Genomic DNA, 26,887 nt, shown 5'->3' on the forward strand with positions numbered 1-26,887 from the left:
CAACCTTACAAAGTCTTTACTCGTTTTTCTGCTGCGCGGGGAATATATCGCCCAATTTGCGGGGAATTCTTGGCACGAGCGTCGGAATAAGGGTGTAAATGCAGGCGAAAGCTGACGCCGGCATTGGCCGACGTCAGCGACACCAGGTTATTTCAATGCGGCGAAAGCTCGTTCGGCGGCATCCAGTGTCAGTTTCAACTCGGTTTCTCCGTGAGCGATCGAGGTGAAGCCTGCTTCGAATGCGCTCGGCGCCAGGTACACGCCGCCTTCGAGCATCAAGTGGAAGAAGCGGCCGAACAAGGCTGCGTCGCTGGCCATCACGTCATCGAAGGTCACGATGTCATCGGCACCGCTGAAGTACAGGCCGAACATGCCGCCGGCCTGGGTGGTCACGAATGGAATGCCAGCGGCATCGGCACGCTGTTGCAGACCATCGAGCAGACGGCTGGTGTAGTCGCTCAGCTCGTCGTGGAAACCAGGACGGCTGATCAAACGCAAGGTGGTCAGGCCGGCGGCCATCGCCAGCGGGTTACCCGACAAGGTGCCGGCCTGATAGACCGGACCCAATGGTGCGATGCACGACATGATTTCGCGCTTGCCGCCGAAGCAGCCCACCGGCATGCCGCCACCGATGATCTTGCCGAACGTGCTTAGGTCCGGTGTCACGCCGAAGTGGGCTTGGGCACCGCCGAGCGCGACGCGGAAACCAGTCATCACTTCGTCGAAAATCAGCACCACGCCATGTTTGTCGCACAGGGTGCGCAGGCCTTCGAGAAAACCTGGCGCCGGCGGTACGCAGTTCATGTTGCCGGCCACCGGCTCGACGATGATGCAGGCCACGTCCTGACCGACTTCGGCGAGCATGGTCTCCACGGCGTCGATGTCATTGAATGGCAGGGTCAGGGTGTGCTTGGCGAAGTCCGCCGGCACACCGGCCGAGCTTGGTACGCCTTGGGTCAACGCGCCGGAACCGGCCTTGACCAGCAGGCTGTCGGAGTGGCCGTGGTAGCAGCCTTCGAACTTGATGATGTTGTCGCGACCGGTGAATCCACGCGCAAGGCGGATGGCACTCATGGTCGCTTCGGTGCCGGAACTGACCATGCGCACCATTTCCATCGACGGCACGATCGAGCAGACCAGGTCGGCCATCTCGGTTTCCATCGCGGTCGGGGCGCCGTAGGACAGACCGTGTTCCAGCTGTTTACGCACCGCGTCCAGCACGTCCGGGTGGCTGTGGCCGAGAATCATCGGACCCCAGGAGCCGACGTAGTCAACGTAGCGCTTGTCGTCTTCGTCGGTGACGTAGGCACCTTCAGCGTGTTTGAAGAACAGCGGCGTGCCGCCAACGCTTTTGAATGCGCGAACAGGCGAGTTAACGCCCCCGGGAATGTGTTTCTGGGCATTGGCAAACAGGGTTTCGGAACGAGACATGATCGGGCTCTCAAAAATCAGGATTTGAACAATTCGTTAAAAGCGCGGGCGCGGCGGGTGACTTCAGCCGTGCTCTCGGCGCCAAACAGGCCGTGGACGACTGCCAGCAGATCGACCCCGTGGGCCACCAGTGGCGCGGCGTTTTCCAGGGTGATGCCGCCAATCGCGCAGATCGGCAGGTGCAGTTTGCTGCGCGCCTGGTCGAGTAACTCAAGGCTGCAGGTCGGTGCGCCGGGTTTGGTATTAGAGTTGAAGAAGCGACCGAAGGCGACGTAACTGGCGCCTTCCTTGGCAGCTTGTTCGGCGAGTTCGAGTTGTGCGTGGCAGGTTGAACCGATGATCGCCTGACGACCGAGCAGCGCTCGGGCTGGGGTCAGCGGGCCGTCGGTCTGGCCCAGGTGCACGCCGACGTTCAGGCGCGCAGCCAGCTCGGCGTCGTCGTTGATGATCAGCTTGGTTTTGTAGCGCTCGCACAGATCGCGCAGGGCTTGGGCTTCGCGTAGACGCCTGGCCTCGTCGCTGCTCTTGTCGCGGTATTGCAGCAAGGTGACGCCGCCTTCGAGCGCCGCCTCCACGTACGAAAGAAATTTACCGGCCAGCAACTGGCTATCGGTAATGGCGTACAGGCCACGTAGTTTCATCGGACAAGCCTCTGCGCTTTACGCATCAAAAGTTACGAACAGAAATCCAGCGGCAGGCGGCGCGGCACGAACTGGCCTTTGCCCAACTGCTCCGCATCGCGCAGGGTACGCCAAGTGTAGTCAAGCGCGGTCTGCACGGCGCTGGCAAGGTGTTCACCCAAGGCCAGGCGACCGGCCAGCGCGCTGGCCAAAGTGCAACCGGAACCGTGATAACTGCCGGGCAGGCGTTGGCAGGTAAACGTCTGGCGGTGACCGTCGCGGCTGTACAAGCGATTATGGATTTCGTGTTCGTCGCCATGACCGCCAGTGATCAGCAAGTGTTTGACGAACGGCAGGAGTTTTTCAGCGCATTCGTCCGCGGTGCCTTCGGGCAGTTCGGCGAGGATGCGGGCTTCAGGAAGGTTGGGGGTGGCGATGATGGACAGCGGCAAAAGGCGTTCGCGCATGGCATAGCCGACTTCGTCCTTGCCCAGTCGTCCGCCGCCACCGGCGCGCAGCACCGGGTCGCAGACCACCGGCAAATGCGGGTGCGCCGAGAGCAGTTCGACGACGGTGTCGACCATTTCCAGGGAACCGAGCATGCCCAGTTTGACGGCGGCGACTTCGGAATCGTTGAGCACGGCATTGGCTTGGGCCAACACCCACTCGCGATCGAGGACGCGGAAGTCAGTGACATTGACCGTGTCTTGCACGGTCAGGGCGGTGACGGCCGGAGCCGCATGACAACCCTGAGCGAGCAGGGCTTCGATATCTGCCTGCAAGCCGGCGCCACCACTTGGGTCGTGGCCGGAGAGACAGAGGACAACGGGGCGAGAGCTGTAGATATTCATGGTGCGCGAGCTTACCACCAGTCGACCAGCGAGTCATGACGCTCCCTGTGGCGGCCCTCGCCTGGATGCCGCCGGAATGTGCCAATCGTCGGTTCATTTTCACCTTCCGACGGGGCTAACGGCTCTAGCTCAATGCGCAGCGCTGGAACGCCCGTCCTAGAGCCTTTGTAGGAAAAATTTCAATGGTGTTCAATGGCCATCAACGGCTATGCTAGAGTGGATCCAAACCAATGACAGGTAATACCGGTTTTACGTCTACTCAAAAGGAATGAGGGGCTTCCTGAGATAACCGGACAGGCCACACTGGGGCTTAAATGCGCTATTTGTTGATGTTGCTGTTGTGCTTGCCCCTCATGGCAAGTGCCGTTGAATTTGATGAATTCACCCAAAGCCTTCCCTTAGGCCGAGCCCTGCAGGTGTATGAAGACGCGGGTGGTCAAGCGACCATCGCCGATGTTCGTGCGCAAGCCGCTGCCGGAAACTTCAAGGTCCACGATAAAGACACCCTTAACGCCGGTTATTCGCGCTCAGCGTTCTGGCTGAAAATCGACCTGCATTACCGACCGACCAACCCCGCGGCACAACGCACCTGGCTGCTGGAACTGGCTTATCCGCCCCTCGATCACCTTGATCTTTATCTGCCCGATGCTGGCGGGGACTATCAATTGGTCCGGCAAACCGGCGATGCATTGCCCTTCGCCACTCGCGAGATCCGCCAGAACAACTACCTGTTCGATCTGAACTTCGCCCCTGACCAGGCGCAAACCGTTTACCTGCGCCTGCAAAGTGAAGGGTCGGTCCAGGCGCCCGTGACTTTATGGTCAAGTACGGCTTACCTCGAAGACCAACCGGTGCGCCTTTATGTGTTGGGCCTGATCTACGGCGTGCTGCTTGGAATGCTGGTCTACAACCTGTTCATTTACCTCAGCGTGCGTGACACCAGTTACCTCTATTACATTTTCTACATCGCCTCGTTCGGCCTGTATCAGCTGTCGGTGAATGGCGCGGCAGTGCAGTATTTCTGGCCGGACAATCCCTGGTGGGCCAATGCCGCGACGCCGTTTTTCATTGGGTGCGCAGGGTTGTTCGGCAGCCAGTTCGCCCGCAGCTTCTTGCAGACGGCCAGTCACAGTCGCTGGCTAGACCGTTTGCTGCTGGCACTGGTGGCGTTCAGTGCGGTGGTGGTCGGCTTGTCATTGATGACCAGCTACGCCTTGGCCTTGCGTCTGGCGACGGCACTGGCTTTGGTTTTCACCGTGGTGATATTCGTCGCCGGGCTGTGCGCCTGGTTGCGGGGGCTGCGCGTGGCGCGGTATTTCATCATTGCCTGGTCGGCCTTCCTGCTCGGCGGCATCGTCAACACGATGATGGTGTTGGGTTACCTGCCCAACGTGTTCCTGACCATGTACTCCAGCCAGATCGGTTCAGCCATCGAAGTCGCATTGTTGTCCCTGGCGCTGGCCGATCGAATCAACGCCATGCGCGAACAGCAGGCGCAGACGCTGTTCGATGCCGGTCAAAAGCTCGAAGTGTTGAACCAGCAACTGGCTCACAGCAACAAGCTCAAGGACGAGTTCCTCGCGACCCTGACCCATGAACTGCGCACGCCCATGAACGGTGTGATCGGTTCGCTGGAACTGATGCAGACCGTGGAGATGGACCCGGAGCTGGAGCAATACCAGCAAACCGCCGCCGGCTCGGCGCGAGACATGATGCGCATGGTCAACGGCATCCTTACCCTGACTGAGTTGCAGGCGGGCAAACTCAAGGCCAATTCGGCAACATTTAGTTTGCGCGGTGTGGTCGAGGCCTTGCGGATGCAGTTCGAAGGCAATGCCCTGAGCAAGTCGCTGGACTTCAAGGTCGACGTGACACCGGGCCTGCCGGATCGCTTGAATGGCGACAGCGCCAAGCTGTCGCAATGCCTGGAATGCCTGCTCGATAATGCGATCAAGTTCACTCGGGTCGGAGGGCTGGCGCTACGGGTGACGGGCAAGCCGGTGGGCAACGGTCGACAGTCGTTGTCGTTTGCGGTGATCGACACCGGCATCGGTTTCACTGATCTGGGGGAGGCGACGCTGTACCAACACTTCTTCCAGCTAGACGGTTCCATGACCCGTGAATACGGTGGACTGGGCGTGGGCCTGGCGATCTGTCGGCAACTGGTCGAACTGCTCGGCGGGCGCCTGACCCACCGATCCGAACCCGGCAGCGGCAGCCGCTTCCAGCTGGACGTCGAGTTCGAGTTGCCAGTGGTGGAGCGGCCTCCTGTGCCCTTGATGACCCGGGAGTTTCCGCGTTTGCGCCTGCCCCAGGACTGCTCGGTGCTATTGGTGGATGACAACAGCATCAATCAATTGGTGATGCGCGGCATGCTGCTCAAACTCGGGTTTCGGGTGCGTGCTACCGACAGCGGCGAGGCGGCGCTCGATGAATTGCAGCGTGAACATTTCGATGCGGTGTTGCTCGATTGCCAGATGCCCACGCTGGACGGCATCTCCCTTAGCTGCCAGATCCGCGCCTTGCCGGGGTGTGCCGAGTTGCCGGTGTTCGTGGTTGCCATGAGCGGTGAGCGGGAGCGCTGTCCGACCGGCGCTTTGATCGACTATCTGAGCAAGCCGGTTAAATTCGAGGATTTGCAAGCGGCGCTCTATCGGCGCGTGCTCTGTCCTAAACAAGGCGAAAGCGCCGACATTTAGGCAGATATGACACTTTGATCGGTCAGGGGGCGGTGCTTAACTGAATCCCTTGGCTGATCAAAGGAGCCCCGTCATGAACCTGCATCAGTTCGCCGAAACCCACGAAGTCACCAACCAGCCACCGTCACTGGACGGCACCAACCTCTATCGCATCGACCTGCCGTTGCAAGAGTGGTCGCGGCGTTTCGGTGCCGGGTGGGCCGAGTCGCGGATTGATGCTTATGGCGCATTGGCCGGCGGGCCACTGATGGAAGCCGGGTTCCTGGCCAATCAAAACAAACCGGTGTTCGTCAGCCATGACCGTTATGGCCATCGCATCGATCTGGTGGAGTTTCATCCCGCGTATCACCAGCTGATGCGCACGGCGGTCGAGCACGGGTTGACCTCGTTGCCCTGGACGCATCCCCAGTCTGGCGCGCATGTCGCGCGCGCGTCGATGTCGTATCTGCACAGCCAGGCCGAAGCGGGTAGCGGTTGCCCCTTGACCATGACCTTCGCCAGCGTGCCGGCGATGCGATTGCAGCCGGACCTGGCCGAGCAGTGGCTGCCGAAAATCCTGTCTACCGAATACGACCCGCGCAATGTCGGCATGGCCCACAAGGCCGGCGTCACCATCGGCATGGCGATGACCGAAAAACAAGGTGGCACCGACGTTCGGGCCAACACCACCAAGGCCTATCCGGTGGGCGCGAGCGGTCCTGGCCAGGCTTATGAACTGGTGGGGCACAAGTGGTTCTGTTCCGCGCCGATGTGCGATGCCTTCCTGACCCTGGCACAGACGGACAAGGGGCTGACCTGCTTCCTGCTGCCGCGCCACCGCCCGGACGATACGCGCAATCAGTTCTATATCCAGCGCCTGAAAAACAAACTGGGCAATTGCTCCAATGCGTCCAGTGAAGTCGAATTCCGGGGCGCGCTGGCGTGGATGGTCGGCGAAGAGGGGCGTGGCGTTCCGACCATCATCGAGATGGTTGCAATGACCCGCTTTGATTGCATGGTCGGTTCCAGTTCACTGATGCGCCAGGCGCTGACGCAGGCCAGTCATCACTGCGCGTACCGTATGGTCGGCGGCAAGTTGCTGAGCGAACAACCGCTGATGCAGAACGTCCTGGCCGATCTGGCACTGGAAAGCGAAGCGGCTTTGGCGTTGAGCCTGCGCATGGGCAAGGCGCTGGATCATCTGGATGACAGCCATGAAGCCAAATTCGCCCGCCTGGTGACGGCGGTGGGCAAGTACTGGATCTGCAAGCGTGCGCCGGCAATGATCAATGAAGCCGCTGAATGCATGGGCGGTGCCGGGTATGTCGAAGAAAGTATCCTGCCGCGCCTTTACCGTGAGGCACCGGTCAACTCGACGTGGGAAGGTTCCGGCAACGTGCAATGCCTTGACGTGTTGCGGGCGTTGTCGAAAGAGCCGGGCGTGCTGGACGTGTTGTTCGGCGAACTGGGCGATGGTCATGGCGATAAACGCCTGGCCGCACACATCAACCAATTGCAGGCAGCGTTCAAGGACACCAGCGACATTCAATACCGCGCGCGGCAACTCACCGAAGACATTGCATTGGGGCTCCAGGCCAAATTGTTGCTGGAGGCCGGCAATTCGGCGGTCAGTGATGCATTTATTGCCAGTCGACTGGTTTCGGCCGGGCGGGTATATGGCGCGTTGCCGCGAGGGCTGGAAGTGGAAGCGATTGTCGCCCGCTCGACCCCGCTTGTGTGAACGACATGTAACCCCTTGTGGGAGCGGGCTTGCTCGCGAAGGCGGACTGTCAGCCAACATCACTGTTGAATGTTGAACCGCTTTCGCGAGCAAGCCCGCTCCCACATTGGATTTACAGTGGACTTGGGATTTGTGTAGCAGCCACTGTTCCCGTGAAGCGATGATGCAGGCAAGATGAAGCACTGCAAGTCAGAACACAGGATGCTGATCGTGACCGAAGCTTTTATTGTCGTTCAAACCGCCGAGCAAGCCGTGGACCGGCTTGCGCTCTTGCACAATCGTGCAACCACCGCGCTGAACCAGGCGCTCAAGCGTTACCTCAAGGATCGTGTCGAGCCCGACGCCGAGCAGCGTGCGATGTTTCGTTATCCCGAGCTGCGTCTGACCTATCACTGCCAGGGTGAGGTCCCACAGACCACCCGCGCCTATGCCAAGGTTCAGTTGCCTGGGACCTACAGCGTGACCGTCACCCATCCGGCGGCTTTCCGAAAATACTTGCTGGAACAACTCGTGCCGTTGATGCACGACTTCACCGTGACTGTGGAAGTCGGCGTCAGCCAGCAAAACATTCCGTATCCGTACGTGGTCGAGCAGGGTGATGAACTGGCCGGCTCCGGCGTTACCGCCGCCGTATTGGCGCGGGTGTTCCCGAGTACGGATTTGTCGGCCGCCACCGACGGCATTGCCGACGGCTTGTACGATTGGGAAAACACCGATCCGCTGCCATTGGCGCTGTTCGACGCTGCGCGGGTGGACTTTTCCCTGCGCCGGCTGGTGCATTACACCGGCAGCGACTGGCGCCATGTGCAGCCGTGGATTCTGCTGACCAACTACCATCGCTATGTCGACCAGTTCATCGTGCATGGGCTGGAGCAGTTGCGCAGCGACCCGCGTTTTGTGCGCATGGTCTTGCCGGGCAACGTGATCATCGAAAAGACCATGGACCACGGCGAAGCTTCGGCGATTGCCGCGGGCGTGGTTTGGCACCGTTACCAAATGCCGGCCTATCACCTGATTGCCAGCGACGGTCATGGCGTGACGTTGGTCAACATCGGCGTCGGCCCGTCCAATGCCAAGAACATCACTGACCACTTGGCAGTGCTGCGTCCGCATTGCTGGTTGATGATCGGCCACTGCGGCGGTTTGCGTCAGTCGCAGACCATTGGCGACTACGTGCTGGCTCACGCTTATATGCGTCGCGACGGCATTCTCGACCGGGTGGTGCCACCCAATATTCCGATCCCAGCACTTGCCGAAGTGCAGATGGCGTTGCAGCAAGCCGCGGCCAACATCACCGGCGAGAAGGGCGACGAGCTGAAAAAACGCCTGCGCACCGGCACCGTACTGACCTACGACGACCGTAACTGGGAACTGCGCTGGGCGCAGGAGCGTCCGTTGATCAACCTCTCCCGCGCCGTGGCGGTGGACATGGAAAGCGGCACCATCGCGGCCCAGGGTTATCGCTTGCGGGTGCCGTACGGCACGTTGCTCTGCGTATCGGACAAACCCCTGCACAGCGAAATCAAGCTGCCGGGTTCGGCCAACGCCTTTTATGAGCGCGCGGTCAGCCAGCACTTGAAGATCGGCATCGAGGCCGTGGACCTGTTGCGCACTGAGCTCAACTCGCTGCACTCGCGCAAACTGCGCAGCTTCGACGAACCGCCGTTCCGTTAACGGTTTGTCGTGGTCATTTGGCGGTCAGGGCACTAGCATTAGCAGCCCTGACCGTTAGATGTTCTCCTCGCCATGTCCCGTCCTCAACCTCCCGCTTCCCGCCGTCCAGGTGCGAAGCCAGCTTCCTCAGCCCCACGCCGTGTCGCCAAGGCGCCGCCGACCGAGCCGAAACTGATTCTGTTCAACAAACCGTTCGATGTGCTGACGCAGTTCAGCGACGGTGAAGGGCGCGCGACACTCAAGGACTACATCGACATACCGGGGATTTACCCGGCAGGACGGCTGGACCGCGACAGCGAAGGTTTGCTGCTGCTGACCAACGACGGTCAACTCCAGGCGCGGATCGCTGATCCGAAACACAAACTGGCCAAGACGTATTGGGTGCAAGTGGAAGGCGAACCGAACGCCGAGCAGTTGCAGCGCCTGCGCGAGGGTGTCGAGTTGAACGACGGCATGACCTTGCCGGCCGAAGCGCGACAACTGGATGAACCCGAGTTGTGGCCACGCAACCCGCCGGTACGGTTTCGTAAAAGCGTGCCGACGAGCTGGCTGGAACTGGTAATTCGCGAGGGACGCAACCGTCAGGTTCGGCGCATGACGGCGGCGGTCGGCTTGCCGACGTTGCGTCTGGTACGGGTCAGAATCGGCGACTGGACGATCGAAGGGCTCGATCAGGGCCAGTGGAAGGAAGTGCCGGCGCGTTTATAACGTGCCGGATTCGATCAGGCCGATGACCACACTTTTGATCACGAATGCAGCCACACCCAAGCCCAGAACGAAGAACAGGATGAAAGAACCGAAGCGTCCGGCTTTGGATTTCTTCGCCAGATCCCAGACGATGAAACCCATGAAAATGATCAGGATGCTGACCAGTCCAGTCATCATCCACTCTTCGAATACTGCAGGATCCATCGGACATCTCCAGCGCGGGCGTGGCTAAAAGGCGCTGAAGTATACGGCATGGGGGATTGGCGAAGTATTGACCTGCGGCAGCGTGTCGCAGCTATTCGTCGCTTGGGCCGGCCCCATCGCGGGCAAGCCCGCTCCCACAGAAGATCTTCGATGTTCAGGAGATCCCTTGTGGGAGCGAGCCTGCTCGCGATGGCGTCATCAGCTACGCAGATGGGTCAGCGGTAACTCCGTACTATTGAGCACCTGGTTCAACACAAAACTCGACCGCACACTCGTCACCCCTTCAATCCGGGTCAGGTGCCCCAGCAGCAGTTTCTGATAGTGATCCATGTCCGGCACCACCACCTTGAGCTGATAATCCGCATCCATCCCGGTCACCAGGCTGCATTCCAGCACCTGCGGTAATGTACGAATCGCCGCTTCGAAGTTCTCGAAACGCTCAGGCGTATGGCGGTCCATGCCGATCAGCACATAAGCCGTCAGGCTCAAGCCGAGCATTTTGCGGTCCAGCAAGGCGACCTGGCGGGAGATGTAGCCGTCGTCTTCCAGCTGCTTGACCCGGCGCGAGCACGGCGAAGGCGACAGGCCGATGCGTTCGGCCAGCTCCTGGTTGGAGATGCGCGCGTCACGCTGCAATTCCGCCAAAATGCTCAAGTCGTATCGGTCGAGTTTGCTCATCAATCAGGCCTTTGTCATAACTATTGCGGCAGATTATCTATCCAGGGTTAAAAATTGCGCAAGTGATGTTTATTTGAGCAATCTTCGCAATCCTCTGTCGGCGCCTCCGGCCTATTCTTATCACCAGAATCACTGCTCGGACAAACAGTCCACAGCGGCTCGCCCAATCAGGCCAGTCGCGGTCGCCACCCCCACAGGGGATGTGTCGGCCCCCGAGCTACACACTGTCCAGAAGACGGCGTGAGGTGAGCCGGCGCCACAAGCGTCGAGCACGGACGAAGTTCTCTAAAGGGAGGCCGACGGGTCTCCCTTTTCTTTTGCCCGGAATTTGACGACGGCGCTCAATAAATAAGTTGCGCGACTGATAACCTGTTGCAGAACCGGTCTGTGCTTTTTCAGTCTTACATACAGGCCCTAACCCGCAGTGAGGAAAAGCATGAAGTCGCGCATCTGGCGTTTGGCCGGTGTTGGTTTGCTGTGTATCAGTGTCACTGCGCAATCGCTGGCCGATGATCAGCAGAACCGTGGCCCCGAAGGCGGGCAACGTGGATCGGATGGCCACGAGGGCAACAATAGGGGCCACGGCGGCGAAAATCAGCCGCATCCGCAAAATCAGCCGCAGCAAAACCAGCCGCGTCCGCAGAACAACGACATCATTCGTGGCGACAACAGTCGCCAGTTCGAGCACAACGGGCAGAACCAAAACAACGGCCAATGGCAGAACCGTCAACAGCCCAACTACAACAACCCTGTTCGATCGGCGCCACCACCGCCTCAATTGCCGGCCAATGACCTGCCGATCCAGGGGCGACCTGACACCGTGCGCCAGACCCAGCAGCCACAGCGTGGTTACTATGAGGATGTTCCGCGGCGCTACGATAACAACCCGCATTGGCAGAACAACGGTCCGCGTCCCGATGATCATCGCTGGGCCGGTCGTCCGGACGGACACGGTAATGGATGGGGTGCAGGCCCGCAGTATCGTCCCGGCCAAGTGATCGATCGCTTCCCGGACCGTGAATACCGCGTGCCTTATGGCGGCCGCGATTACTTCTATTCCGGCGGCTACTGGTATCGCCCGCAAGGCCCACGTTACGTTGTGGTCCAACCGCCTCGCGGAATTCGAGTCGGCTACTTGCCCGATTACGCCCGTGAAGTGTGGATCGGCGGTGCGTTGTTATTCCTGGCAGCCGGTTCGTATTACGCCTATCAGGAAAGCACTCAGGATTACGTCGTGGTCGAGCCTCCGGTGCAGCAGCCACCGCAACCGCAACCGGCCAGCAATGGCTATGACGTGGTGGCGTACCCGGCCAACGGCCAGTCGCCGGAGCAGGTCCAGCAGGACGGTTATGAGTGCTATCAATACGCGGTGCAGCAGAGTGGTTTCAATCCGCGCACGGCCACTTACCAGCCAGACCCGTCGGTGGTGCAAGCCTACCGCCAGGCCCAGGGCAATTGCCTGAGCAGTCGCGGCTACCAGGTTTCCTACTGAGCCCTGGCGGCCATCACCACTTCCTGCGGGTCGGCGTGCACCAGCACTTCGGCTCGCGGGTAAGCGGCATGAATCGCGTCGGCCGCCTGATCGCTGATGCCGTGGGCGACTGAGAGCGTCAGGTCTCCCGGCAATTCCAGATGCAACTGCACAAACCACTGGTTACCGGAAATCCGCGTGCGCAAGTCGTGCGCGCCCAATACCCCCGGTACGCTGCAGGCGAGCTCAAGCATGTGCTGGCTGACATCGGGCGGCAGTTCTTCATCCATCAGCACCATGAAGCTTTCCTTGGCGATCTGGATGGCGCTCCAGAAAATGTACGCAGCGATTGCCAGCCCGAACCACGGGTCGACCTGATGCCAGCCAAACCCCGCCAGAATCAGCGCAACCAGAATGCTGCCATTGAGCATCATGTCCGAGCGGTAATGCAGGGAGTCGGCGCGCACGGCATTGGAACCGGTGGCCTTGACGACCCGATGTTGAAGTATCAGCAACGCCAGGGTCAGCGCCAGGGAGAACAAGATCACCCCGATGCTGATCCACGGCGCGCCCACTGGTTCCGGGTGTTTCAACCGATCAATTGCCTGCAAGGCAATCAATACCGCACTGCCGCCAATGAACAGCGCCTGAGCCATGCCGGCCAGAGACTCAGCCTTGCCGTGCCCGTAACGGTGGTCATCGTCGGCGGGGCGCAAGGCGTAATGCACCGCCAGCAGGTTGAGCAACGAGGTGACGCCGTCGAGTGTCGAGTCGGTCAACCCGGCAAGCATGCTCACCGAACCGCTCATCCACCATGCGATGGCTTTGGCGACGATCAGCGTACAGGCGACCGCCACTGAGGCACGAGTCGCCAGCCGCAACAGGCGGGCGTGTTCGGAGCTGGAAATCATAAGTGCGGCGGTTCCTTTAGATGCTCGAATTACGCAGCAGGTTGCAGGCCGAACATAGCCAGTTGCTGGGCGCTGCCCTTGTGCTGGATCAGGCGTGGGTCATCCAGCGGGAAGCTGCGGCCCAGTTCAGTTTCCAGAATAGTCTGCAACTTGTGGTTATCGACCTTGCCGTCGGCGCCGATGGCTTCCTTGAGTTTTTCCGGCGCCACCTGAGCAGTGTGGCCTGGCTCGAAATAAATCGCGCCAGTGGCAAAGTCCACTGCAAAAGCGATCAGGCCCGGGATGATGTAGAACAGCAGGCCCACGGCATCGAGCGCCGCGATGGCCGGGTCGATCTTGCCGTCGATCTGCCCACGACGGTCGGGGTAGAAAATCGATCCGCAAGCGGTCACTTGGGTCAGCAAGGTCGCGACCAATACACCGCCAATCAAGCGAAAGGGAACACGCATATGAAATCTCCTGAGTCATTTGGAAAACGAAGCGTCGTCGATATGAATTAGGACAGCAACGAGCAACTAGCAGTTCGCCGTTATACTCGCGGCGGCAGGGCGTGCCCACAGTAAATTGCGGCCGCGTCTCACCCCTTCCAGGATTAGTTGAGTATTGAAGTTGTTTTTTCCAGATCGACCACGCGCAACGGCTAATAAATTTTACTGGGGTTCGGCCCTCCGGGCTGACGCTGTGGACATGCCATGCTGCGTTGTGGGACTTGGTAAGGAAACGACCCTTACCTGCGTCCCACGCCTTGCCTGGCATGCCCACAACTTCAACGCGACTCGCAATTTACTGTGGGCACGCCCTGTGGAGCCAGCATGATTTCTTTGCCGATTGATGAAGTTTTACCCGCCCTGCGTGAAGCCTTGGCGACACGCCATGAAGCCGTGCTCGAAGCACCGCCCGGTGCCGGTAAAACCACCCGTGTTCCGCTGGCCTTGCTCAACGAGAGCTGGCTGGCCGGGCAGACCATTCTGATGCTTGAACCGCGCCGTTTGGCCGCGCGTGCGGCGGCGGAGCGGCTGGCCAGTGAGCTGGGCGAGAAGGTCGGTGAAACCGTTGGCTACCGGATTCGGCTGGACAGCAAAGTCGGGCCCAGGACCCGTATCGAAGTGGTCACCGAAGGCATTCTCACCCGGCGCTTGCAGGACGACCCGGCGCTGGAAGGCGTAGGCCTGCTGATCTTCGATGAATTTCATGAACGCAGTCTCGATGCTGACCTGGCGTTGGCCCTGAGCCTGAATGGCCGGGAGCTGTTTCGCGACGATCAGCCGCTGAAAATCCTCTTGATGTCGGCAACGCTCGAGGGCGAACGCCTGGCCGGGTTGCTCGACGACGCACCGATCCTGCGCAGTGAAGGTCGCATGTACCCGGTGGCGATGCGCTGGGGGCGGCCGTTTCAGCCTGGTGAATTCATCGAGCCGCGGCTGGTGCAGACCATCCTCGAAGCGTTGAACGATGAAACCGGCAGCGTGTTGGTGTTCCTGCCGGGGCAGGCGGAAATCCGTCGTGTTCATCAACAATTGGCCGATGCGCTGGGCGACAACCCACAGGTTCTGCTCTGCCCGTTGCACGGTGAGCTGGACCTCGCCGCACAGCGTGCCGCGATCGATCCGGCGCCTGCCGGCAAACGCAAAGTGGTGCTGGCAACCAACATCGCCGAGACCAGTCTGACCATCGACGGCGTGCGCGTGGTGATCGACGCGGGGCTTGCGCGGGTACCGCGATTCGATCCAGGGAGCGGCATGACCCGCCTCGACACCCAGCGAATTTCCAAAGCCAGCGCCACACAGCGCGCGGGTCGGGCCGGGCGTCTGGAGCCGGGCGTGTGTTATCGCTTGTGGTCGCAAGATCAGCACGAGCAACTGGCGGCGTATGCCAGTGCCGAGATTCTCTCGGCAGACCTTGCCGGACTGGCGTTGCAACTGGGGCGGTGGGGCGTGACACCGACTCAACTGGTGTGGCTTGACGTGCCGCCCGCCGCCGCTTATGCACAGGCTCAGGATCTGCTTGAGCGCCTGGGTGCGTTGGACGGCGAAGCGCTGACCCGTCACGGTCAGGCCATGGCCGAACTGCCGGCGCATCCGCGCATCGCCCATTTGCTGTTGCGCGGGCAGGCGCTCGGCCTGGCAGACATGGCGTGCGATGTCGCGGCCTTGCTCGGCGAGCGGGACATCTTGCGCGGTGCGGGCGCCGATCTGCACAGCCGATTGACGCTGTTGTCCGGTGAAGAGCGGGCCGCGCGCGGAGCCCAGGGCGGCGTTCAGCGTGCCCGGCAACTGGCGCGGCAATATCGCGGTTATCTGCGCGGCAAAGCATTGGAGCCGGTCGGCGACCCGGATCATCCGCGCTGGCTCGGCGCGCTGCTGGCGTTGGCGTATCCCGACCGCGTGGCTCAACAACGGCGTGCCGGTGGCGCGGAATATCGCTTGGCCAACGGCCGCGCGGCGTTGTTCGCTGAAGCCGACAGTTTGATGAAACAACCCTGGCTGGTGATCGCCGACCTCGGCAGTCGTCAGGGCCAGCGAGAGGAACGGATTTATTTGGCGGCGGATTTTGATCCGGCGCTGTTCGATTCCGTGCTGGCCGAGCAAGTGCGCGTGGTCGATCAACTGGATTGGGATGAGCGCGAAGGCGTGTTGCGCGCCGAGCGTCAGCGCAAGGTCGGCGAACTGATCCTCAGCCGTGAACCGCTGACCGGTCTTGATGAAAATGCTCGCAGCCAAGCGCTGGTGAACCTGGTGCGGCGCAAGGGCCTGGAGCTGCTGCCGTGGACCCCGGAACTGCGCCAGTGGCAGGCGAGAGTGGCCTTGTTACGGCAGTTGGACCTTGGCAGCAAGAGCGACAGTGAGTGGCCGGATGTCAGCGACGCCGCGTTACTCAAAAACCTCGAGCATTGGTTGATGCCGTATCTGGGGAAAGTCTCGCGGTTGAGTCACTTCGCTAACCTGGACCTGTCGAGCATCGTCCACAACCTGCTGCCCTGGCCATTGCCGCAACGGCTCGATGAGCTGGCGCCGCATCATCTGAGCGTGCCGTCAGGCTCCTCGATTCGTCTGGACTACAGCGAGCAACCACCGATTCTGGCGGTGCGCTTGCAGGAGTTGTTCGGCCTGGCCGAAACCCCGCGCATTGCCGGGGGTCGGCAGGTGGTGAAACTGCATCTGTTGTCTCCGGCGCGACGGCCGGTGCAGGTGACCCAGGATCTGGCGAACTTCTGGCGCAGCACGTACGCCGAGGTGAAGAAGGACTTGAAGGGGCGCTACCCAAAACATTATTGGCCGGATGATCCGCTGGTGGCCGAGGCAACGGCACGGATCAAACCCCGCAAAAGCTGAGGATACTGATCGTTCCCACGCTCCGCGTGGGAATGCCTCAAGGGACGCTCCGCGTTCCGGCAGCATCACTGGTGTCGGGCCTGGCACCGAAGTGACGCGGAGCGTCACAGGATGCATTCCCACGCGGAGCGTGGGAACGATCGATTCAAGAGGCAGCCTTCGCGGTGAGCTGCTCCCGACAATAGTCGGCAAACAACTGCGCCGGCTTGGTCAGTTGCCCGCGCTTGAGCCACGCCGCCACCAGCCCCGAGCCGGTGACGTCTTCGACGATGTCCACGCACACCACTTTCTGGCCGTCATAGGTGCATTCCGAATGCGGACGGGTGACCAGGATCGAAAAGCCGAAACCTTGCCCGACCATGCCCCGGACCATTTCAATCGACGGCGAGCTGAAGGCAATGTTCGGCGACAAGCCCAATTCTTCGAACAGGCTGACGAAGTAGGTCCGGCTCGGTTGCACGTCCAGCAGAATCATCGGTTCCAGGCACAGGTCTCGCAGCGATACTTGCTTAAGTTGGGCGAAGCGATGGTCCGCCGGCAGCAACGCGTACGGTCGCTGCGCCGGCATCAAAGGTTCGGTCTGGATGGTGGCGTCGAGGTCATGCTCATAGAGGATCGCCATATCGAAGGTGCCCGAGGTCAGGCCTTGCACCAACTCTTGCTGCTCGCCGTCACGGATGCGGATTTTCACGCCCGGATATAACGCCGAGAACCCGGCAATCAATTGCGGCAGGTACAGCGGCGCAACCGTTTCGAAACAGCCGATATCGATTTGCCCGGACACCACATCGTTGTCGGCCAGGGCGTTCTGTTCGAACTCCTTGGCCATGCGCAGCAGTTCCTGGGCCTTGCGGTAGAAGCGTGCGCCACTGGGTGTCAGGGACACGCCTTGCGCATGATGGCGGATCAGCAGTTGCACGCCAAAGCTGTCTTCCAGGCCTTTGATTGCCGTGGAGATGGCCGGTTGCGCGATGTACAGCTTGCGCGACGCCTCGGCGACGCTGCCGCATTCGACGGTGGTGATGAAGTATTTCAGTTGACGCAGGTTGTAGGCAGCCACGGCAAACCTCGGGGTGGATGATCTCGACATCCAAGCAAATTGCGAGCCGCCCGCATCCGTTCGTTCGACGGTGTTGTTGTGCCTGAACAATAACCACATCCCGCGCGACGGGGGAGATTGGCTGCCCAGTTTTTTCATGGTCTGCGAAGACATTTTTACTATTTTTCCTGGACAGGGGCCTGAGCGACCATCCAATTCACAAGAAAAGCCCATGGAGCATCTGAACGTGTTCGAGCTTGCATACTGGCAAAACAAGGCCGCTGCACTGCGGTTTCCCGACCTGGCTGTGATCGACGGTAAATCCCGTTCGGCGCTGTCGGGGCAGACTTTCGCGGTAATCAATCCCGCCACCGGCCAGTGCCTGGCCAACGTCACCGCGTGCGGTGAAGAAGACGTGGATGTGGCGGTGCGCAATGCGCGGCAGGTGTTCGAGGCTGGCACCTGGTCGGCGCGCTCGCCGGCTGAGCGCAAGCAAGTGCTGCTGCGTCTGGCTGATCTGATCATGGCTCACCGTGAGGAACTGGCGCTGCTCGATTCGCTGAACATGGGCAAACCGGTGATGGATGCCTACAACATCGACGTGCCGGGTGCGGCCGGGGTGTTTCGCTGGTACGCCGAAAGCCTCGACAAACTCTACGACCAGATCGCCCCGAGCGCGCAGAACGTACTGGCGACCATCACGCGTGAAGCGCTGGGCGTGGTCGCTGCCGTGGTGCCATGGAATTTCCCCCTGGACATGGCGGCGTGGAAACTCGCGCCAGCGCTGGCGGCGGGCAATTCGGTGATCCTCAAACCCGCCGAGCAATCACCGTTTTCCGCCCTGCGTCTGGCTGAGCTGGCGCTGGAAGCCGGCCTGCCAGCGGGTGTGCTGAACGTGTTGCCGGGCCTGGGCGAGCAAACCGGCAAAGCGCTTGGTTTGCACCCGGACATCGATTGCCTGGTGTTCACCGGGTCCACCGAAGTCGGCAAATATTTCATGCAGTATTCCGCGCAGTCGAACCTCAAACAGGTGTGGCTGGAGTGCGGCGGCAAGAGCGCCAATCTGGTGTTCGCCGATTGCCAGGACCTGGACCTTGCCGCCGAGAAAGCCGCGTTCGGGATTTTCTTCAATCAGGGTGAAGTCTGCTCGGCCAACTCGCGGTTGCTGGTGCAGCGTTCGATTCATGATGAGTTTGTCGAGCGCCTCAAGGCACAGGCCCAACGCTGGCAGCCGGGTGATCCGCTGGACCCGTCGAGCAGCGCCGGGGCGATTGTCGATAGCCGCCAGACCGCGCGCATCATGACGTTCATCGAGCAGGCAGAGCGCCAAGGCGCGACCAGGGTGTGTGGCGGTCGGCAGTCGATATTCAATGGCTCCGACAACTTCATTCAGCCAACGATTTTCACCCACGTAACCCCGGACATGCCGCTGTTTCGCGATGAAGTGTTCGGCCCGGTGCTGGCCGTCACGGCGTTCGAGGACGAGGCACACGCCTTGCAACTGGCCAATGACAGCGTTTACGGTCTGGCTGCCTCGCTGTGGACCGACGACCTCAATCGCGCCCACCGCGTTGCGCGGCAATTGCGCGCGGGCACCGTGTCGGTCAACAGCGTCGATGCGCTGGACGTGACCGTGCCGTTCGGTGGCGGCAAGCAGTCCGGTTTCGGCCGTGACCTGTCGCTGCACTCATTCGATAAATACACCCAGTTGAAGACCACCTGGTTTCAATTGCGCTAACAACAGCCGCTAACAACAAGAAACGGAGAACTGGCGATGACCACACCACGTGAAACCCGCGACTACCAGGCCGCCGACGCTGCGCACCACATCCACGCATTCGTCGATCAAAAAGCGCTCAACGACGAAGGGCCACGGGTGATGGTCCGGGGTGAGCGCCTGCACCTGTGGGACAACGATGGGCGGCGTTACCTCGACGGCATGTCCGGGCTGTGGTGCACCAACCTCGGTTATGGACGCAAGGACCTGGCTGCCGCTGCGACCAAACAGCTTGAACAATTGCCGTACTACAACATGTTTTTCCACACCACCCACCCGCAGGTCATCGAGCTCTCGGAGCTGCTGTTCAGCCTGTTGCCGGGGCACTACAGCCACGCGATCTACACCAACTCCGGCTCCGAAGCCAACGAGGTACTGATCCGCACGGTACGCCGTTACTGGACGATTCTCGGCAAGCCCGAGAAGAAAGTCATGATCGGTCGCTGGAACGGTTACCACGGCTCGACGCTGGCGGCGACGGCGCTTGGGGGCATGAAGTTCATGCACGAAATGGGCGGCATGCTGCCCGACATCGAACACATCGACGAGCCGTACTTCTTCGCTCACGAGGGCAACCTGACCCCTGCCGAATTCGGTCTGCGGGCGGCGCAGCAACTGGAAGCGAAGATTCTCGAACTGGGCGCGGACAAAGTCGCCGGGTTTATCGCCGAACCGTTCCAGGGCGCGGGCGGGATGATCTTTCCGCCCGAGAGTTACTGGCCGGAAATCCAGCGGATCTGCCGCAAGTACGACGTGCTGTTGTGCGCCGACGAAGTGATCGGCGGCTTCGGTCGCACCGGCGAATGGTTCGCCCACGAGCACTTCGGTTTTGAGCCGGACACGCTGTCGATTGCCAAGGGTTTGACCTCCGGCTACATCCCCATGGGCGGGCTGATTCTGTCGAAGAAAATGGCCCAGGTGCTGGTGGAGCAGGGCGGGGTGTTTGCCCACGGGTTGACCTACTCCGGTCACCCGGTGGCGGCGGCGGTGGCGATTGCCAACCTCACGGCGTTGCGCGATGAAGGCGTGGTGACGCGGGTCAAGGATGACATCGGACCGTACCTGCAACAGTGCTTGCGCGAGGTGTTCGGCAATCACCCGTTGGTGGGCGATATCCAGGGTGTCGGCATGGTCGCGGCGTTGCAGTTGGCCGAGGACAAGAGCAGTCGCAAGCGCTTTGCCAACGAGAATGATATTGCCTGGCGCTGCCGCACGATCGGCTTTGAGGAGGGCGTGATCATTCGCTCGACCCTGGGGCGGATGATCATGGCGCCAGCGCTGATTGCCAGTCGTGAAGAGGTTGATGAACTGGTCGGCAAAACCCTGAAAGCGGTAGATCGTACGGCGCAGGAATACGGCCGTCTCTAATATCCACTGATCGTTCCCACGCTCCCGCGTGGGAATGCAGCCCGGGACGCTCCGCGTCCCTGTGATGTGACGCAGAGCGTCACTGGAGGCATTCCCACGCAGAGCGTGGGAACGATCATTTGCGCAAATAACTTCCTTTCTGTCTGTTTTGCACCCACCCCGTGCACCCCCGCAAACCGTGCTCATTTGCAGTGCGCACTACCCAGTTTTTTCATCATTCCCAACGACATATTTCCTGATTTTCCTATTCCCGGCCTTGGTCCAACATCGACTTCGCCAGTCAGCCGAACGCTGCCCACCCGAAGGTCCACCAGAGACCACCCGTGACAGCTCACCCAAGGCTCCTGGCCGTACTGCCCATGACAAAACTAAATCAACAGCTTTGGGAGTGCTCCATGATCAAGTCCTTGTTTACCCGTTTCGCTCATCCACTGGCGGTCACCGCCATCGCCGCGACGGTCGCCACCAGCGCCCAGGCCGGCACCTTGTCCATCGGCCATACCACGTGGGTCGGCTACGGCACGCTCTACCTGGCTCAGGACCTGGGCTACTTCAAGGAAAACGGATTGACCGTCGAATTGCCTGTCGTCGAAGAGGCGTCGATGTACATGGCCGCCCAAGCCTCGGGCGAGTTGTCGGGCTCGGCGTCGACCATCGACGAGGTGCTCAAATACCGTCCGCAATTCTGCTTCAAGGCGGTAGCCGCACTGGATGACAGTCATGGTGGCGACGGTGTGCTGGTGGGCAAGGACGTCAAGAGTCTGCAGGAGCTCAAAGGCAAAGCCGTCGCGGTGAACGAAGGGTCGACCTCGCAGTTCTGGTTGTCCTACCTGCTGAAAAAACACGGCATGAGCATGAGTGACATCACCGTGCAGAACATGACGGCGGACGATGCCGCCACCGCGTTCATCGCCGGTCGCGTACCCGCCGCCGTGACGTGGGAGCCGCACCTGTCGATGGTGCGCAGCAAACAGCAAGGCAAGGTGCTGATCGACAGCAGCAGCACGCCGGGTGTGATTGTCGACGTGGTTGCACTCAACTGCACGGTTATTGAAAAGCAGCCGGAAGACGTCAAGGCGCTGGTTGCCGGCCTCTACAAAGCCGTGAAATACACCCAGGAACATCCGCAGGAAGCCTACAAAATCATGGCCAAGGGCGTTGGCGGTTACCTTGCCGATCCGAAGGAGCTGGAAGCCGCCGCGCATGGCGTGCGCTTCTACGATCAGGCCATGAGCGAGAAACTCCTGGGCTCGCCAGGCAAACCGGGCGACAGCGAACCGCTGATCAAACTGGCCAACGAGACCGCCAGCGAATTGCAGGGCAAACCCTACAACGTCAGCAATGACGACCTGATCGACAACCGCTTCGTCAGCCCGCTGTAGGAGGTTCGCATGTTCAAGCGCAATTCATGGCTGAGCCGCTGCATCACGCCCAAGACCGGCTTGCCGGTGCAGGTGATCTGGAGCGCGAGCGGTCTGGCCTGGGTGTTGTTGATCGGTCTGTGGGCCGGGTTGTCTTACGGCGGCGTGGTGCCGGGCATGTTCCTGCCGACACCGGGTGCGGTGGTGGAGGCGGCCGTGCGCCTGAGCCGAGACGGAACGCTCGGCCAGCACGTGTGGGCCAGCGTCGAAGTGGTGATGGTCGGTTTCATCGTCTCGTCCCTGGTGGCGGTGCCGCTGGGACTGTTGATGGGCAGCTTTCGGATCGTCCAGGCGTTCCTCGAACCGATGGTCAATTTCATCCGCTACCTGCCGGTGACCTCGTTCGTGCCGCTGTTCATCCTGTGGATCGGCATCGGTCTGGAGCAGCGGGTCTCGGTGATTATTTTCGGCGTGTTCTTCCAGCAACTGGTGATGATCGCGGACGTGTCCAAGGGCATCTCCAAGGACTTGATCAACGCCTCATACACCCTGGGTTCGAATCGTCGCGACGCGGTGCTGCATGTGATCGCCCCGGCATCGTTGCCGGGTGTGCTCGACACCTTGCGCGTGACCATGGGCTGGGCCTGGACGTACCTGGTGGTCGCCGAGCTGGTCGCAGCCTCCAGCGGTCTGGGCTACCTGAGCCTTAAAGCCATGCGCGGCTTTCAAGTGGATGTGATTTTCCTCGCTATCGCGATCATCGGCCTGCTGGGCCTGGTCACCGATCAACTGTTCCGTTTCCTTCGTCTGAGGATCGCCGCATGGGCTCAGTAAGCGCCGTAAACCCTCGTTTCGTCACACCGACGGCCGCCCCGGTGCAGGCTGCGCCACGACTGCAAGTGGACAAAGTCAGCCTGCGTTATCAGAAACCTGACGGCGGCATGTTCACCGCGCTGGAACAGGTGTCGTTTGAAGTGCCGGATCAACAGTTTGCCGTGCTGGTCGGTCCGTCGGGCTGCGGCAAGTCGAGTTTGCTGTACCTCACGGCGGGCCTGAATGAGCCGACCGAAGGTGAGATCTACGTCGGTGGCCAGCAGGTGCAAGGGCCGGGTGCGGATCGCGGCATGGTGTTCCAGAGCTACACGCTGTTCCCGTGGCTGACCGTGCGCCAGAACGTCGAGTTCGGTCTCAAGCGGCGCGGCATGGCATCGGCCCAGCGCAAGGAAATCGTCGACTATTACGTCAATGAAGTGGGCCTGACGGGATTCGCCGACAACTACGCCAAGCAGTTGTCCGGCGGCATGATGCAGCGTGTGGCGATTGCCCGGGCGCTGGCCAACGACCCGCAAATCCTGCTGATGGACGAACCGTTCGGTGCGCTCGACAGCCAGACGCGCCTGCAAATGCAACAGCTGCTGCTACGGGTCTGGGGCAACAGCAAGAAGACCGTACTGTTCGTGACCCACGACATCGACGAAGCGATTCTGCTGGGCGATCGGGTCTACGTGATGGGCGCCAGGCCTGGGCGGATCAAGCAGATCCTGGACGTGCCGATCGAACGCCCACGGACGCTGGACATGGTCATGGAGCGCTCGTTCATCGACATGAAACGCAGGATCTTCGGGTTGCTGCATGACGATTTGGAGGAGGTGCATTGATCCGGTTCTACGGGGCCGGCGGCAACAGGAACCGCGCAATCACCGGCAAATGATCGGAGATACGCAACGTATCGTCCTGCCTCACCATCGCCTCGACCCGTTTGATCCGCGGACTGTAGAACAGGTAGTCGACCGTCCGGTCGGGGCCGTTCAAACCCGGATCATTCGGGTAGTGGGTCAGCCAGTGCGCCCGGTCGACGCCGCTGGCTTCGTTGTTGGTCGGGATCATCGGGTATTTGTCCCACAGCACATGCAAGGCGCTGTCGGCGGAGTAGGGCGTGCGTTGTTCATCGGGCAGGCGTCGATACTGGCCCAGTGGCAATAGGTTGAAATCACCACCGATCAACCACGGCGTGCCGCGGCTTTCGTACTTGTCGAGCACTTTGGCCACGGCGGTCACTTGCGCCTGCAAGGTGTCGTCGGGCTGGACGACGCGGTCCAGATGAGTGTTGAGCAGCGCCATCTGACCGCCGTCGCTCAACGGCATATAAGCCACCAGCAAAGCGTTTTTCGGTTTGAACTGACGACTGATGAAGTTAGCCGGCGCGACCGGCAACTGCAGGCGTTCGGCGTGTTCGATCTGGAAGCGGCTGAGGGTGGCGAGTTGCCGGCCGACGCTGCCGAAGATGTGCGGCTCAGGTACGAAGTCGGCTTTCCAGTCGAAGGCGCGGGCGCTGCACGGATAGAGGTCGGCGAGGCGTTCCTGGAGCAACTTGAACTGATTCTGGTAATCGCTGGCCTTGGCGCCGTCATCCAGTTCCTGCAACAGGACGACATCGGGTTGCTCGTCGCGAATCACCCGCGCCACTTCATCGAGGCTGAACGCCATGTCTTCGAGAGTAGGTTTTTCGTCGTTGCCGGCGGCCAGGTCATTCCAGAAAACATAGCGTTTACCCGCCAGGTACTGGACGTTCCAGGTCATCACTTTCAATGCCTGCCCGGGCACCAGCGTCGGTGCCTGAGCGTTGCAGCTCACCGGCAAAACTTCCCTGGCCTGTGGGCGCCAGGTCAGGCTGTAGATCAGCAGGGCAATCAGGCCGGTCACGATCAACAGGGCCAGCAGGGTGTAGCGCAGTAGACGGGTCATGGCTCGGCTTATAGCGTTACAAAAGATGGGCCCGAGCATAACCGACCGTCGGGTTTAAGCCCACGGTCAGCGTGGTCCGTCAATTTTCTCGGGCACATCGCCGATGAGCATGAACAGACGAAACAGCACCACGCTGGTGAACAATTGCAGGAAGCTGTGAGCGCTGTCGATCAACAGTGAAATCACCGGGTTCTGCGGGTCGGGATAGACCGCCAGGGTGGCTCCCTTGAGCACCCACAACGGGCCCATCACACACAATATGCACACCAGGATCCGCATGAAATGGCCGCGGGTCAGGCGCAGGCTTTCTTTCATCGCGGCCAGCGGGGACAGGCCTCTGAGTACCAGCAGGTATTCGCCGAAGGCCAGCGTCACCATCAGCCAGATACCCGGCAGGAAATACAGCGACAGGCCCACCAGGATCAGCAACGTATTGAGGCCCGTGAGCAGGGCGAAGCGCGGCCAAAGATAGGCCGACCTCGACAGCAGCTCGCGGGTGGTCGGCGATTCGCCACGACTGCGGGCATCGAGAAACAGGATCAGCGCGGCGGTGTACAGCGGATACACCAGCAGGCCGACCAGCACACTCATACCGGGGAAGCCGTCCGGCTGGGTGGAGTGGTCGACCACTTGTTGCAGCAATGCCTCGATGATCACCAGCGGCAGGCACAGCTGCACAATCTGGCCCAGATTGCGCTTGAAGAAATACAAAGAGTCACGCAGTACGTCGAACGGATTCATCAGTCGGTATCGCAGGTTGAAAGCAATGGCCCACTTTAACCGATGATGCGCTGTCGCAAGCAAACGTAAACGTTCGGTAAAGACTATTGAAACAACTTGTTTCAGCCTCCATTAAGGTTGGGCACCTTATCCTCTTTGGAAAAGAGCAACGATTTCTCCGGCAATCTACGAGGTCGCCATGAACAGCGAAGAACAAACCCTGATCGATGGACTGTTTTCCCGGCTGCAACAGGCCGAAACGGACTCAGCCCCGCGCGACGCCCAGGCTGAGGCGCGGATCAAGGAACACCTGACTCGCCAACCCGCGGCAGGCTATTTCATGACCCAGGCGATTCTGGTTCAAGAGGCGGCCATCAAAAGCCTCGACGAACAGAACAAGCAATTGACCCAGCAAGTGCAGCAATTGCAGGCCGAACTGCAAGCAGCCAAGGCGCAGGCACCGGCGCCAGCACCGGCCAGCGGTGGCTTTTTATCGAGCATCTTTGGTGGAAGCTCCCGCGAGCCACAACCCGCGCCGACCCAGAGTGCGCCGCCTTCCACGGGCGGATGGCGTGAACCCGCGCGGCCGTCATTCAATTCGCAGCCGCCACAGCAGAACTACGGTGCCGCACCGCCACAGCAGAACTACGCACAACCGCAACAACCGATTGGCAGCGGTTTCCTCGGCGGCGCGTTGAAAACCGCGGCCGGTGTGGCCGGTGGTGTCATGCTGGCAGAAGGCATCAGCAGCCTGTTTCACCACAACCAGCAACCGGAAGTGGTTGAAGTCATCAAGGAAGAACCGGCCCAGGTTGCCGATAAAAGCGGTGACAACGGCTGGGGCGACGACCAGCGCGTGGCCGACAACGGCAACGACCAGGGCGGCTTCAGCGACGCCGACTACAGCGATGACAGCTCATCGTTCTTTGACAACGACGACGATTCCTTCGTCTGATGTGCCATTCGTCCGGAGCGCTACGGCGCTTCGGGCCGATTATTCGCGGAACAATCCTTCAGGCTGGCATACTGGGCAACTTTTCGGGCCTTGCGCCCGATCCTGCCCGCGCTTTGGCGCGCAAATGAGGATGACCGGTGAAAAAAATCGCAGTGTTCGCCGATGTTCAAAACCTCTATTACACCGTGCGCCAGGCCTATGGTTGCCACTTCAACTACGCCGCTTTGTGGGCTGATATCAGCAAACAGGGCGAGATCGTCGAAGCGTATGCCTACGCCATCGATCGTGGCGACAGCAAACAACAGCAATTCCAGCAAATCCTGCGCAACCTCGGTTTCATTGTGAAACTCAAACCCTATATCCAGCGCAGTGACGGTTCGGCCAAGGGCGACTGGGACGTGGGCATCACCCTCGACATCATGGACGCGGCCGATCACGTCGATGAAGTGGTCCTGGCATCCGGCGACGGCGATTTCGACATGCTGCTGGAGCGCATCATCAACAAGCACGGCGTGCAAGCGGTGGCCTACGGCGTACCGGGCCTGACCGCCAACTCGCTGATCCGCGCCGCCAGCCGCTACGTGCCGATCGAAGGCGCGTTGCTGCTCAAGAATTGATTTTTA

At 60.7% G+C, this 26,887-nt stretch carries 23 protein-coding genes; 13 read left to right on the forward strand and 10 right to left on the reverse strand.

The window, feature by feature from the left end; translation table 11 throughout:
* Positions 1-147 precede the first annotated feature (147 nt).
* Genes hemL through QRN31_RS13365 form a run of 3 tightly spaced genes read right to left on the reverse strand, consistent with a single transcriptional unit; the run spans position 148 to position 2,902 of the window.
* A complete protein-coding gene (gene hemL / locus QRN31_RS13355; protein WP_090179512.1) occupies positions 148-1,431 on the reverse strand; it encodes a glutamate-1-semialdehyde 2,1-aminomutase in 1,284 nt (427 codons plus the stop codon).
* A 17-nt stretch (positions 1,432-1,448) separates the two neighbouring features.
* Positions 1,449-2,072 carry a thiamine phosphate synthase gene (gene thiE / locus QRN31_RS13360; protein WP_285432482.1) on the reverse strand — a complete coding sequence of 208 codons (624 nt, stop codon included), beginning with the start codon at positions 2,070-2,072 and terminating at the stop codon, positions 1,449-1,451.
* 32 nt (positions 2,073-2,104) lie between these two features.
* Positions 2,105-2,902 (reverse strand): hydroxymethylpyrimidine/phosphomethylpyrimidine kinase, encoded by a 798-nt coding sequence (locus tag QRN31_RS13365; protein WP_208671319.1) that lies wholly within the window; start codon positions 2,900-2,902, stop codon positions 2,105-2,107.
* Positions 2,903-3,216: 314 nt separating this feature from the next.
* Here QRN31_RS13365 and QRN31_RS13370 point away from each other — a divergent pair, with 314 nt between their 5' ends.
* The 4 genes from QRN31_RS13370 to QRN31_RS13385 all read left to right on the forward strand — a co-directional run bounded on the left by QRN31_RS13370 (position 3,217) and on the right by QRN31_RS13385 (position 9,703).
* Complete coding sequence (locus QRN31_RS13370) at positions 3,217-5,601, forward strand: hybrid sensor histidine kinase/response regulator (protein WP_285432485.1); 2,385 nt, start codon at positions 3,217-3,219, stop codon at positions 5,599-5,601.
* 73 nt (positions 5,602-5,674) lie between these two features.
* On the forward strand, positions 5,675-7,321 hold the full coding sequence (locus QRN31_RS13375; protein WP_285432486.1) for an acyl-CoA dehydrogenase family protein: 1,647 nt from the start codon (positions 5,675-5,677) through the stop codon (positions 7,319-7,321).
* 174 nt (positions 7,322-7,495) lie between these two features.
* Entirely contained in the window at positions 7,496-8,995 is a 1,500-nt protein-coding gene (gene amn, locus QRN31_RS13380; RefSeq protein ID WP_222588585.1) for an AMP nucleosidase, read from the forward strand.
* 72 nt (positions 8,996-9,067) lie between these two features.
* Complete coding sequence (locus QRN31_RS13385; protein ID WP_285432487.1) at positions 9,068-9,703, forward strand: pseudouridine synthase; 636 nt, start codon at positions 9,068-9,070, stop codon at positions 9,701-9,703.
* On the opposite strand, the gene QRN31_RS13390 is transcribed toward QRN31_RS13385, so the two are convergent.
* Positions 9,698-9,907 (reverse strand): DUF2788 domain-containing protein, encoded by a 210-nt coding sequence (locus QRN31_RS13390; RefSeq protein WP_007937369.1) that lies wholly within the window; start codon positions 9,905-9,907, stop codon positions 9,698-9,700. The genes QRN31_RS13385 and QRN31_RS13390 overlap by 6 nt on opposite strands.
* A 198-nt stretch (positions 9,908-10,105) precedes the next feature.
* Positions 10,106-10,585, reverse strand: a complete 480-nt coding sequence (locus tag QRN31_RS13395) for an Lrp/AsnC family transcriptional regulator (protein WP_007937367.1) — start codon at positions 10,583-10,585, stop codon at positions 10,106-10,108.
* Positions 10,586-11,021: 436 nt separating this feature from the next.
* On the opposite strand from QRN31_RS13395, the gene QRN31_RS13400 reads away from it, so the two are divergent.
* Positions 11,022-12,077, forward strand: coding sequence for a DUF6515 family protein (locus tag QRN31_RS13400; protein ID WP_285432488.1), 1,056 nt, complete (start codon positions 11,022-11,024; stop codon positions 12,075-12,077).
* Here QRN31_RS13400 and QRN31_RS13405 read toward each other — a convergent pair.
* Positions 12,071-12,967 carry a cation diffusion facilitator family transporter gene (locus QRN31_RS13405; protein WP_285432489.1) on the reverse strand — a complete coding sequence of 299 codons (897 nt, stop codon included), beginning with the start codon at positions 12,965-12,967 and terminating at the stop codon, positions 12,071-12,073. The genes QRN31_RS13400 and QRN31_RS13405 overlap by 7 nt on opposite strands.
* 29 nt (positions 12,968-12,996) lie before the next feature.
* Positions 12,997-13,416 (reverse strand): periplasmic Zn2+ metallochaperone PmcY, encoded by a 420-nt coding sequence (gene pmcY, locus QRN31_RS13410; RefSeq protein WP_259156072.1) that lies wholly within the window; start codon positions 13,414-13,416, stop codon positions 12,997-12,999.
* A 363-nt stretch (positions 13,417-13,779) separates the two neighbouring features.
* Here pmcY and hrpB point away from each other — a divergent pair, with 363 nt between their 5' ends.
* Positions 13,780-16,299 carry an ATP-dependent helicase HrpB gene (gene hrpB / locus QRN31_RS13415; protein ID WP_285432490.1) on the forward strand — a complete coding sequence of 840 codons (2,520 nt, stop codon included), beginning with the start codon at positions 13,780-13,782 and terminating at the stop codon, positions 16,297-16,299.
* A 145-nt stretch (positions 16,300-16,444) separates the two neighbouring features.
* Here hrpB and QRN31_RS13420 read toward each other — a convergent pair whose 3' ends face one another.
* Positions 16,445-17,359 (reverse strand): LysR substrate-binding domain-containing protein, encoded by a 915-nt coding sequence (locus QRN31_RS13420; protein WP_285432491.1) that lies wholly within the window; start codon positions 17,357-17,359, stop codon positions 16,445-16,447.
* 226 nt (positions 17,360-17,585) lie between these two features.
* Between QRN31_RS13420 and QRN31_RS13425 the strand changes: the two genes are divergently transcribed.
* From QRN31_RS13425 to QRN31_RS13445, 5 genes are all read left to right on the forward strand, one after another.
* Entirely contained in the window at positions 17,586-19,076 is a 1,491-nt protein-coding gene (locus tag QRN31_RS13425; protein ID WP_285432578.1) for an aldehyde dehydrogenase, read from the forward strand.
* A 36-nt stretch (positions 19,077-19,112) separates the two neighbouring features.
* Entirely contained in the window at positions 19,113-20,483 is a 1,371-nt protein-coding gene (locus QRN31_RS13430; RefSeq protein ID WP_285432492.1) for an aspartate aminotransferase family protein, read from the forward strand.
* Positions 20,484-20,878: 395 nt separating this feature from the next.
* Positions 20,879-21,865: an ABC transporter substrate-binding protein gene (locus QRN31_RS13435; RefSeq protein WP_222588580.1), complete on the forward strand. Its 987-nt coding sequence runs from the start codon at positions 20,879-20,881 to the stop codon at positions 21,863-21,865.
* 9 nt (positions 21,866-21,874) lie between these two features.
* Positions 21,875-22,678 (forward strand): ABC transporter permease, encoded by an 804-nt coding sequence (locus QRN31_RS13440; protein ID WP_208671336.1) that lies wholly within the window; start codon positions 21,875-21,877, stop codon positions 22,676-22,678.
* Positions 22,666-23,502, forward strand: a complete 837-nt coding sequence (locus QRN31_RS13445; RefSeq protein WP_285432493.1) for an ABC transporter ATP-binding protein — start codon at positions 22,666-22,668, stop codon at positions 23,500-23,502. Before QRN31_RS13440 ends, QRN31_RS13445 begins: the two co-directional genes overlap by 13 nt.
* A 7-nt stretch (positions 23,503-23,509) precedes the next feature.
* On the opposite strand, the gene QRN31_RS13450 is transcribed toward QRN31_RS13445, so the two are convergent.
* Together QRN31_RS13450 and QRN31_RS13455 are read right to left on the reverse strand one after the other, a co-directional pair.
* Positions 23,510-24,589, reverse strand: coding sequence for an endonuclease/exonuclease/phosphatase family protein (locus QRN31_RS13450; RefSeq protein ID WP_285432494.1), 1,080 nt, complete (start codon positions 24,587-24,589; stop codon positions 23,510-23,512).
* Positions 24,590-24,655: 66 nt separating this feature from the next.
* Positions 24,656-25,330 carry a YciC family protein gene (locus QRN31_RS13455; RefSeq protein WP_285432495.1) on the reverse strand — a complete coding sequence of 225 codons (675 nt, stop codon included), beginning with the start codon at positions 25,328-25,330 and terminating at the stop codon, positions 24,656-24,658.
* Positions 25,331-25,508: 178 nt separating this feature from the next.
* On the opposite strand from QRN31_RS13455, the gene QRN31_RS13460 reads away from it, so the two are divergent.
* Entirely contained in the window at positions 25,509-26,264 is a 756-nt protein-coding gene (locus QRN31_RS13460; protein WP_285432496.1) for a DUF2076 domain-containing protein, read from the forward strand.
* Between the two features lie 137 nt (positions 26,265-26,401).
* Positions 26,402-26,881 carry a LabA-like NYN domain-containing protein gene (locus tag QRN31_RS13465; RefSeq protein WP_090179562.1) on the forward strand — a complete coding sequence of 160 codons (480 nt, stop codon included), beginning with the start codon at positions 26,402-26,404 and terminating at the stop codon, positions 26,879-26,881.
* Positions 26,882-26,887: the final 6 nt, after the last annotated feature.

Origin of the sequence: Pseudomonas sp. fls2-241-R2A-110 (assembly GCF_030209165.1) — a bacterium.
In the GTDB taxonomy this organism is placed as follows: domain Bacteria; phylum Pseudomonadota; class Gammaproteobacteria; order Pseudomonadales; family Pseudomonadaceae; genus Aquipseudomonas.